Source organism: Diplocloster agilis, assembly GCF_019042275.1.
Lineage (GTDB): Bacteria > Bacillota > Clostridia > Lachnospirales > Lachnospiraceae > Diplocloster > Diplocloster agilis.
In genome coordinates, this window is record NZ_JAHQCW010000075.1 from 1 (window position 1) to 9,012 (window position 9,012).

The following is a 9,012-nucleotide window of genomic DNA, read 5'->3' on the forward strand; positions in this document are numbered from 1 at the left end:
CCGACGGGCAAGAGCCTCTGAACCGGGAACACATCACGTGTTCCTGGTGAATAGGCTCGGTTCCTGAACCCGGCTTTTCGATTCCACTTAGCGGGTGCCAGCGCAAGCCCTCCGCGCTCCCAGGGAGATACAAAAGAATCCGGCCGCCCGGTGCGTCCCCGGATACCGCCCGCGGTTCCAAGCCGTAAGCAGCGATCATACGAAGCCCCCAGGAAGAATGCCAAGTGAGTGCGACAGCTCCCGGTTCAGAGGCTCTTGCCCGTCGGACGTAAAGTCCGCCGTGCATCCTGAATCCGGCATTCCGATTCCACTTAGTAAAGACACAGCCGCCCTATGCGCTCCCAGGGAGACACAAAAGAACCCGTCCCCCGGGAGCATCCCCGAATACCGGCCGCGGTCCCCATCCCTAAGCATCAGGCAATCCCACCTCCGGGGAAGAAACGCCCTTGCCCACAAGGCTCACCCGCCATCCCAGATACCCACTCGAAAGCCCGGCGCCAAGAAATCAGCCCCCAGTCCAAAATCTTCTATTGCATTATTGGTGCTTCCATCTTAAAATAGAAAGAAAAAGGCAGGACGTACCAATGATGTACTATTTCATTGTGAATCCCAAAGCAAGATCAAACCGCGGAATGCGCATCTGGGGCATAATCGAAAAAGAACTGAAAAAAGAAGAGGTCTCGTACGAGGTCTATTTTACGGAATATCCCCATCACGCCACCGACCTGGCCCGTGTTGTGACCGAAGGCGGAGACTATCTGACTCTGGTCGCGATCGGCGGCGACGGTACTGTGAATGAAGTATTAAACGGTGTCGTCCGTCTGGAACAGATCACCTTCGGATACATTCCTGCCGGCTCCAGCAACGACTTTATCCGGGATCTTCATCTGCCGGTTAAACCCGAGCAGGCCCTGCATAATATTCTGCACCCGAAATATTATAAAAACATTCATCTGGGACAGATCACCTGCGGGGATACCATCAGACGCTTCGCCGTCAGCTCCGGAATCGGATTTGACGCGGCGATCTGTCATGAGGCTTTGAAGTCCAGGTTCAAAAACTTTCTAAATAAGTTAAAACTGGGTAAGCTGACCTACATGGGGATCGCTTTCCACCAGATTGTACTGTGCAAACCGGAACTGATGACGCTGCATATCGACGGTTGTAAAACCTTCCAGTTTCCCCGGACCCTGTTCCTGGCCGCTATGAACTGCAGTTACGAGGGCGGCGGTTTCCGCTTCTGCCCGAAGGCTAACCCCGAGAGGGAAGCTTTAGACTTCTGTATCGTACACGGGCTTTCCAAATGGAAGGTGCCGATTCCTCTTCTGGCTGCCAAGAAGGGCCATCACACCCGTTTCAAAGGTGTGGATACCCTGCGCTGCCGAAAAGCCCGGATTCACGTGGATACACCGCTGGCCGTTCATATAGACGGCGAATCCTGCGGCTTCCAGACGGATCTGGATATCGAGTGCTCAAAAGAAACCCTGCGCATCATTGCCGGATGTTAAGAAAGGTCTAAAGATGATGAAAAACTTGTTTCAGAAATACAAGCATGCCTGGGTGCTGTTGTATGCTTTTCTCTATTTTCCATGCTTTATTTATCTGGAAAAGCATATAACAAAAGATTTTCATGTCATCCACATGCCCCTGGACGACCATATCCCTTTTCTTGAAATATTTATCATTCCTTATACACTCTGGTTTGCTTATATCGCCGGAACGATTCTGTACTTTTTCTTTACCGACGTTCGGGAGTATTATAAGCTAACCGCCTTTTTGTTTATCGGAATGACCATTTTCCTGATCGTTTCCGCGCTCTATCCCAACGGACAGCTGCTGCGGCCTCAGGAATTCCCCAGGGAGAATATTTTCACCGATATGGTCCGGGTATTATATAACAGTGATACGCCGACCAATATCCTCCCCAGTATCCATGTCTATAACTCCATCGGTGCCTGCATTGCCATTCTGCGGTGCGACGCTCTGAAGAAGCACCGTTTTATACATATCGGGGCTCCGGTCCTGTCGATCTTGATTATTCTCAGCACCATGTATTTAAAGCAGCACTCTGTCTGGGATGTGATCTTCGGAATCGGAATGGCCTGGGTGCTCTATTATTTTATCTATCAGGTGGATTACGCCGCAGCCAGGGCGAAAAGGAAAAGTAAAGTAAAACGCTATTCATAAATATAATAAATGTAGTGCGATTTATATCTTATGATAATAATACGTCTGCTAATGATACGTCTTTTCGTATGAAAACATATATAATCCGAAAATAAGAATTTAAAAACCCCGCTGCAGTGCCGTTTTAAACAAGACAGACACCGCAGAGGGGTTATTTTATGTGTTACTATCTGAAAACGGTTATATTTACAGGCTGAAATATGCGCGCACCAGCCGGACCAGGCTTTCCTGATCCTCCGCCCCCATCAGCTCCCGGCTGGAATGCATAGCCAGAAGCGGCACGCCCACATCCACGGTGCGCACCGGAAGCACGCTGGAGGCTATGGAACCCAAGGTTCCTCCCGAGGTCCCGTCCGACCGGTTGGCGAACTTCTGATATGGAATATTCTCCTGCTCACAGATCTGCTGCACGATGGCGATAGCCTCACAGTCCGTGGCATACGACTGGGCGCTGGCCTCCTTGATGCACACGCCTCCGTTCAGCTTATTTTTATTTGTGGGATCGCTTTTGGCCGGGCTTCCCGGATGGACGGCATGGCCCACGTCCACAGAGAGCAGAAGACTTTCTTCCAGGGTGCCCAGATACTTATTCCGGTCTCTTCCGAAACCGGCCATGATCTTCTCCAGCACCGTATTCAGCCACAGAGAACCTGCGCCCTGCTTCGTCCTGCTGCCGATTTCCTCGTGGTCGAACAAGGCGATCACATTGATCCCCTGCCTTCTCTCCCCTTCCGTCAGACCGGTCAGCAGCGCCTGCACGCTGGTCAGGTTATCCAGCCTGGGAGCCGAGATAAACTCCCCGTCCATACCGATCACATCTCCCGCGTCCGCGTTATAGATTCCGATCTCATAATCCAGTATATCTTCCGGCTGCATATGCAGCTCTTTGGCCAGAAACCGGATCAGGAAATCCTCTTTATTCAGCTTTTCCCCGATCATGCCGGCCACCGGAAGCATATCCGTCTGCTTATTCAGCTCTATTCCCTTGTTGATCTCCTTATTTAAATGGATAGCCAGGTTCGGGATCGTAAAGACCGGCCGTTTCACATCGATGAGTCTGACTGCCGGATGGAAAGCATCCTCTCCCCGGCATGCCACGCGTCCGGCCATGGAAAGAGGCCGGTCCAGCCACGTGTTTAAAATCGCTCCTCCGTAGACTTCCACATTCACCCGTGCATAGCCCTCGTCGTCCATCTCCGGGCAAGGCTTTAACCGAAGCCCCGGAAAATCCGTGTGGGCCGCCGCGATCCGGAACCCTTCCCGAAATGTAAATTCAGATCCCACCGTAAAGGCGGCCAGACTCGAACCGTGATGCACGACATAGTACTTTCCCTGACTCGACAGCCCCCAGTCATCCCGGCTGTCCAGTTCCGTAAACCCGGCATCCTTCAGCTGGCGCACCGCGGCCTCCACGGTGTGAAAGGATGAGGTGGCCGTCTCCGTCAGCTGTAATAATTTCTCCGCATGTTCCATTGTGCTCATTGGTATTTCCTCCTGCATTTTCCAAACATATTTAACAACATTTCCTACAGTTTATATAGGACATTTTCTCACGTTTGTTCTGAATTAATTCCAGAATTTTTTCTCTATAGGATTCATCTTCTGTAATTCGGGAAAGGCTGATTAACCGATAACGGTCCAGATGATACGGAATACTTCGGTGAAGCGCCAGATCGATCAGATATTTGGCAGACTTGAAACTGTTCAGATGGGTGTGCCCCGACTGAAAATCTTTTAAAGTGTTGTGAACAATGTAACCATCCGATGCCTGATAAATGTTGTACGCCTGTTTGCTGTAAACCTGGTTCATACGACCACATCCTTCTCACAAGATATTGTAGTACAAGTTCTGGATTAGCCTATATTCTGTTATATATTCATCATATAATGGAGGTAGGCTTAAGTCAACCGTATTTTTGTTAAGGAATTATTTGGTACCGTTATATTTCTGTAAATGCGGTAACCCGGATATTTCCGGTTCTCTTATCCTGTTTTTCGGTTGTAGAAAACATAAAATTCGTATATACTTTGATATAAGCTGAGGAAGCTTTAGACATCTTCTTGGCAGAAAGGCGTGAGTTCATGAACCATAGCGAATATGATAAGCGGGTAGAACAGCTCATCGAAAAAGTGGTGGAGCTTTGCCGCCTTTATGGCGCCCGGGAAGTATTACTGTTCGGATCCCGTGCTAAAGATACCGCCAGGGAGAGAAGCGATATCGATATAGCAGTGAGCGGGGTATCGGCATTCGATGAACTGCAGGAAAAAATAGAAAATATCGAAACTCTATATACCATAGATCTGGTGAATCTGGACCAGTGCCGGAATGCTTTGCTAAAGGAGGATATCGAACTTTATGGACGCAAAATTTATAAAACGGTTTGAGAGTTATCAAAATTCCTTAAATTCACTGGCTGAGGCCAGGGATCGGGATCTGTCGGATTCTTTTGTGCTCAGCGGCACCGGCGCGAAATTCAGCATAACCTTTGACCTGGCATGGAAGGTAATGAAGGATCTGTTGGTCCAGTATTATATGATCACGGATTTTGTGGCGGGATCTCCCAGGGAAGTACTCAGGAATGCCTTTCAGGCAGGCTTAATCAAAGACGATATCTGGATGGAAATGTTAAAAGTTCGAAACAGTCTGGTACATGACTATGATGGCCTGATCGTGAAGGAGTATTGTATCCGGATTATTGAAAACTACTTAGAAGAATTCCAGGCATTAACAGAACAGGTGGAAAATCTTATTCATTCCCCAGTTTAGCAAATGCAAGAAAGCAGAAAAACAGGAGGCTAAGAGATAAGATGAATAGCAAAATCAGAACCGTCGGTTTATTATTATTAAGTGCATGCATTATGGTACCGTTGTACATCGTTCTCCATGAAGGAGGGCACGCGCTGGTTGCCCTTTTATGCGGAGCAAAGATAACGAATTTTACTATCATCGGAGCATCTGTAAGTTCGGTGGACGGCGTTTATACTGCATTTACTTATTCCCTGCTTCATTCCGCGGGACTGCTGCTGCCGGTTTTGGCATCAATCCTATATATGTTATTCTATCAGAAGGACAGAACCGGGGTGTTCTACCGTCTTTTTTCCTTCATGTTTGCGGTGCTTCCCACGTTTTCGATCCTTGCATGGGTACTCGTTCCTGTGCTTTATATGAATGGCAGAGCGCCGGTGGGCGATGATACGACACAGTTTCTGGATGCCTCGGGTCTATCTCCCATCCTTGTCATATTAACAGCTGTCGTACTGTTTCTTCTGTGCCTCGCCCTGGCATGGCATAAAAAAATAATTCAAAACTATTGGCATACCGTCAACCAAAAGAATTCGTCTATAAAATCTAACTAATCCCCATTGACAACCCAGGTCGAATACGTTAGACTCAAGATAGGGTTTAACTCATTCGACCTGAAAGGGGCAGTTCTGTGAAAACACCAAAAGTATTTGAAAGTGAATATCGTTTTTGTCTGATCCTGTGGGAGCACGAACCGGTAAACAGTACGGAGCTGGTCAAAATGTGCCGGGAGAAGCTCGGATGGAGCAAGGCCACGACTTATACGGTTATCAAGCGTCTGTCCACCCGCGGTGTGGTCAAAAACGAAAATGCCATCGTCACCTCTCTCGTAACCAAGGAAGAAGTGCAGGCCGCTGAAATCGACGAGCTTGTGGAAAAAACATTCGGAGGTTCACTGCCTGCCTTTGTGGCTTCCTTCGCGAAGCGCAAAGACCTGTCGCCGGATGAGATCGAGGCTATCCGCCATATGATCGATTCCTACGGGGAGGGCTGAGGATGGAAACTGTATTTATCAAAATTCTGAACATGAGTATAGCAGCCGGCTGGATGATTCTGGCTGTGATTCTGCTGCGTTCCCTGTTGAAGAGAGCACCGAAAGCCCTCCGCTGTTTCCTATGGCTGCTTGTGGGAATCCGCCTGGTGATCCCATTTTCATGGGAAAGTGTCTGGAGCCTGATTCCCAGTTCAGATGTTGTCGGCAACGATATTCTTTATTCCGAAACCCCGGCGATCCACAGCGGAATAGATCTACTCGACCAGGCGGTCAATCCGGTACTGTCCGGCTCCCTGGCGCCCGATACATTTCAAAGTGTCAATCCAATGCAGGTCGCCGCCGGTCTGGCTTCCATGGTCTGGGTATTCGGGACAGCCGTCCTGCTGCTCTACAGCGCGGTCAGTTATCTTAGACTGCGCCGCCGTCTCTTTGATGCAGTCCGGCTCCGGGACAATATCTGGCAGAGCGAAAAAGCAGCCTCCCCCTTCGTCCTCGGTCTGTTTCGCCCGCGTATCTATCTGCCTTATCATCTCAGTGAACCTGCTATTTCCCATGTCATAGCTCATGAACAAGCCCACATTCAAAGGCATGACCATTGGATCAAGCCGATCGCCTTTCTAATCCTGACTGTGTATTGGTTTCATCCCCTGGTCTGGCTTGCGTACATCCTGTTATGCCGGGACATAGAACTGGCCTGTGATGAGCGGGTCATAAAAGATATGGACCTGGAAAATAAAAAAGAATACTCTGAGGCTCTGCTTTCCTGCAGTGTTCCCCGGCATACCATAGCGGCCTGTCCGCTGGCATTTGGCGAAGCAGGCGTAAGGCTTAGGATCAAGAATGTACTGAATCATAAAAAGCCCGCTTTTTGGCTGATTCTGGCGGCGCTTTTGTCCTGTGTGGTTTTGTCTGTGTGTTTTTTAACGAATCCGCCTGGACCGGAGCCCGATTTTGGGGAAAACGCAAGCGCATCCGCTACGGCCTATGAATTTCAGACCCCCTCGGGTATGGACACGGTCCATGAGGCCCCCGGGAATACGGGACAAAAGGCAGAACCGGAAGCGCCGGAGGACAACGCTTTGCTCACACTGGACGAGAGCATATCCGCCGCCATTCTGGAGCACAACAAGGGCAGCCACCAAGGCGGAGATTTTGCCTGTGAGAGCCATGTAACTCTGGCTGAGCAGCCGGGAGAACGGTATTCGGAAGAAGCCGGCGCTGCTGTTGAGACGCTCCAGGTATATGCCATGGTTCTTTATATGGAGTTCCAATACGACGGAAATTCGATCAGCGATACGGGCGGCAGTCATATTCCCTGCGTCCTTTCCTTTGATCTGGATGAACACGGAAACTATCATCTGACTAATTACTGGGAACCCCGTGACGGCAGTTATTATGGTCCTGATATTAAAAAACGGTTCGGCCAGCTTCCGCCTGAAACCGCCGCTGCAGCCATCGCCGGGGCTATGGATACACAGAAGTATATCCTGCCCCAAATCCAGCAGTGTTACGCCCAGGCATCAGATTACTGGCAGATGGATACCGACGCTTTTATCGGACAGCTTTTCGGCACGATCCTATCTTCCCCTGCCGCGGATGCAAGCCCCGCCGCCTATATCGACGGGCATCCCCTGGAAGTCCGGGAGCTTACTTATTACGGGGACGATACGTTACGCTATATATTTTTAGAATTCTTAGCCGGCGGGCAGACCGGTTTAAAAGGCCATGTCATGCGCTATGTGATGGATGGGCTCATCGGCAACGAAGTCCTGGATCTGGAGGCCGCCACCGGCCAGGAATACTTCGACGCCTGGAAATCTTCCGTTCAGCTCCGGCTTGAAGAGGAAGGGATGGAGGCATTGAAAGAAAAAGCCCCTAAAGCCTGTCTCCTGCTGCAAATGCTGGGAGAACTGTCAGGAGAACTGTCATCAGAGACGTTTTCGTATTGACAGATTACAGCAGGCATATAGCAGCAGACATATAATCCCTTCGCATATAATCCTTTCGCATATAACCTTTTTGCATATAACTTCTTCACAAAAAGAAATTGCCTGGGGCACAGTTCCATTGTATAATGATGGGAGTTATAGTGCCGGAGGTGGGATTTTGATCGCATTACAGATAAAAGATACGAAAAACTTTATGAATAAATTATTGCTGAAGGACACGTTTGATCATTTTTTGGTGTCGGAGGCTGTTGTTACTACCTTTAATACTTTTACTGTTGATGGCAGACTTCAGCGGGATTTTTTTACGAAGGAAGAATTGGAAGGGCCGGATTTAACAGACCGCGGTTATTCGTATTGGCGTGAGATCCGGCCTTTCTGTCTGGAGTTGATTAAAGGAAAAAAAACGCCCCTTAATTTTAAATTTGTATTCTTGCTGGCGCCTTCGAATATACGGAAATTGCTGGATCAGTCACAGCTTCCTTTTTCAGCGGACGATGTAAACGGGCTGTTTCTAAATTTTAAATATAATGAGACTGGGGTCAGCTGTACCACCGGGACATCTTTGAAAGTATTCACCTTGGATAAATCTTTGGATCATAGCTGGGATCAGATGGTTCAGAAGTTTTTCCGAAAACAGGAAATAGATTTCGATGAAATTGGATAGCCGCAGACGGAGATCCGGTTCTTCCCCTGGTTTGGGTATGCCCGCTGCTTAAGGGCCGGTGTGTGTACCGGTGTCCCGGAATGCTTCATGCAGCCGGATTCTTTTGTGTCTCCCCGGGAGCGCGGAGGGCTTGCGCCGGCACCCGCTTAGTAGAACCGTAAAGCCGGGTTCAGGATACCGAGCCTATATACCAAGGCTGTCGCACTCACTTAGCGTTCTTCCTGGAGGCTTCGTATGTCCGCTGCTTACGGCTTGGAACCGCGGGCGGTATCCGGGGACGCGCCGGGTGGCCGGGTTCTTTTGTATCTCCCTGGGGGCGCATAGGGCGGCTGTGAATACGCTTTGTGAAATCGGAAAGCCGGATTCAGGATGCACGGCGGACTTCACGTCCGACGGGCAAGAGCCTCTGAACCGG

General features: G+C 49.5%; 10 protein-coding genes. 8 read left to right on the forward strand and 2 right to left on the reverse strand.

Annotation, left to right across the window (positions count from 1 at the left end; genetic code table 11):
• The first annotated feature begins 584 nt into the window (after window positions 1-584).
• Window positions 585-1,508 (forward strand): diacylglycerol/lipid kinase family protein, encoded by a 924-nt coding sequence (locus KTH89_RS24330; protein ID WP_238723430.1) that lies wholly within the window; start codon window positions 585-587, stop codon window positions 1,506-1,508.
• Between the two features lie 16 nt (window positions 1,509-1,524).
• Complete coding sequence (locus tag KTH89_RS24335; protein WP_238723437.1) at window positions 1,525-2,187, forward strand: phosphatase PAP2 family protein; 663 nt, start codon at window positions 1,525-1,527, stop codon at window positions 2,185-2,187.
• A 186-nt stretch (window positions 2,188-2,373) separates the two neighbouring features.
• Here KTH89_RS24335 and KTH89_RS24340 read toward each other — a convergent pair whose 3' ends face one another.
• On the reverse strand, window positions 2,374-3,669 hold the full coding sequence (locus KTH89_RS24340; protein ID WP_238723431.1) for a M18 family aminopeptidase: 1,296 nt from the start codon (window positions 3,667-3,669) through the stop codon (window positions 2,374-2,376).
• Window positions 3,670-3,700: 31 nt separating this feature from the next.
• On the reverse strand, window positions 3,701-3,997 hold the full coding sequence (locus KTH89_RS24345) for a hypothetical protein (RefSeq protein WP_158342508.1): 297 nt from the start codon (window positions 3,995-3,997) through the stop codon (window positions 3,701-3,703).
• Between the two features lie 272 nt (window positions 3,998-4,269).
• Here KTH89_RS24345 and KTH89_RS24350 point away from each other — a divergent pair, with 272 nt between their 5' ends.
• The 6 genes from KTH89_RS24350 to KTH89_RS24375 all read left to right on the forward strand — a co-directional run bounded on the left by KTH89_RS24350 (window position 4,270) and on the right by KTH89_RS24375 (window position 8,597).
• Window positions 4,270-4,572, forward strand: coding sequence for a nucleotidyltransferase family protein (locus tag KTH89_RS24350; protein WP_158342643.1), 303 nt, complete (start codon window positions 4,270-4,272; stop codon window positions 4,570-4,572).
• Window positions 4,544-4,954, forward strand: coding sequence for an HI0074 family nucleotidyltransferase substrate-binding subunit (locus KTH89_RS24355; protein WP_238723432.1), 411 nt, complete (start codon window positions 4,544-4,546; stop codon window positions 4,952-4,954). The genes KTH89_RS24350 and KTH89_RS24355 overlap by 29 nt, the downstream gene beginning before the upstream one ends.
• Window positions 4,955-4,995: 41 nt before the next feature.
• Entirely contained in the window at window positions 4,996-5,544 is a 549-nt protein-coding gene (locus tag KTH89_RS24360; RefSeq protein ID WP_238723433.1) for a hypothetical protein, read from the forward strand.
• 77 nt (window positions 5,545-5,621) lie between these two features.
• Window positions 5,622-5,984: a BlaI/MecI/CopY family transcriptional regulator gene (locus KTH89_RS24365; RefSeq protein WP_238723434.1), complete on the forward strand. Its 363-nt coding sequence runs from the start codon at window positions 5,622-5,624 to the stop codon at window positions 5,982-5,984.
• Between the two features lie 2 nt (window positions 5,985-5,986).
• Window positions 5,987-7,933, forward strand: coding sequence for a M56 family metallopeptidase (locus KTH89_RS24370; RefSeq protein ID WP_238723435.1), 1,947 nt, complete (start codon window positions 5,987-5,989; stop codon window positions 7,931-7,933).
• Between the two features lie 157 nt (window positions 7,934-8,090).
• On the forward strand, window positions 8,091-8,597 hold the full coding sequence (locus KTH89_RS24375) for a DUF5721 family protein (protein ID WP_238723436.1): 507 nt from the start codon (window positions 8,091-8,093) through the stop codon (window positions 8,595-8,597).
• The last annotated feature ends 415 nt before the right edge of the window (window positions 8,598-9,012 follow it).

Bases quoted from the DNA above. Each gene is read 5' to 3' on its own strand.
- KTH89_RS24330 (WP_238723430.1), top strand. From the start codon at position 585: ATGATGTACTATTTCATTGTGAATCCCAAAGCAAGATCAAACCGCGGA.
- KTH89_RS24335 (WP_238723437.1), top strand. From the start codon at position 1,525: ATGAAAAACTTGTTTCAGAAATACAAGCATGCCTGGGTGCTGTTGTAT.
- KTH89_RS24340 (WP_238723431.1), bottom strand. From the start codon at position 3,669: ATGAGCACAATGGAACATGCGGAGAAATTATTACAGCTGACGGAGACG.
- KTH89_RS24345 (WP_158342508.1), bottom strand. From the start codon at position 3,997: ATGAACCAGGTTTACAGCAAACAGGCGTACAACATTTATCAGGCATCG.
- KTH89_RS24350 (WP_158342643.1), top strand. From the start codon at position 4,270: ATGAACCATAGCGAATATGATAAGCGGGTAGAACAGCTCATCGAAAAA.
- KTH89_RS24355 (WP_238723432.1), top strand. From the start codon at position 4,544: ATGGACGCAAAATTTATAAAACGGTTTGAGAGTTATCAAAATTCCTTA.
- KTH89_RS24360 (WP_238723433.1), top strand. From the start codon at position 4,996: ATGAATAGCAAAATCAGAACCGTCGGTTTATTATTATTAAGTGCATGC.
- KTH89_RS24370 (WP_238723435.1), top strand. From the start codon at position 5,987: ATGGAAACTGTATTTATCAAAATTCTGAACATGAGTATAGCAGCCGGC.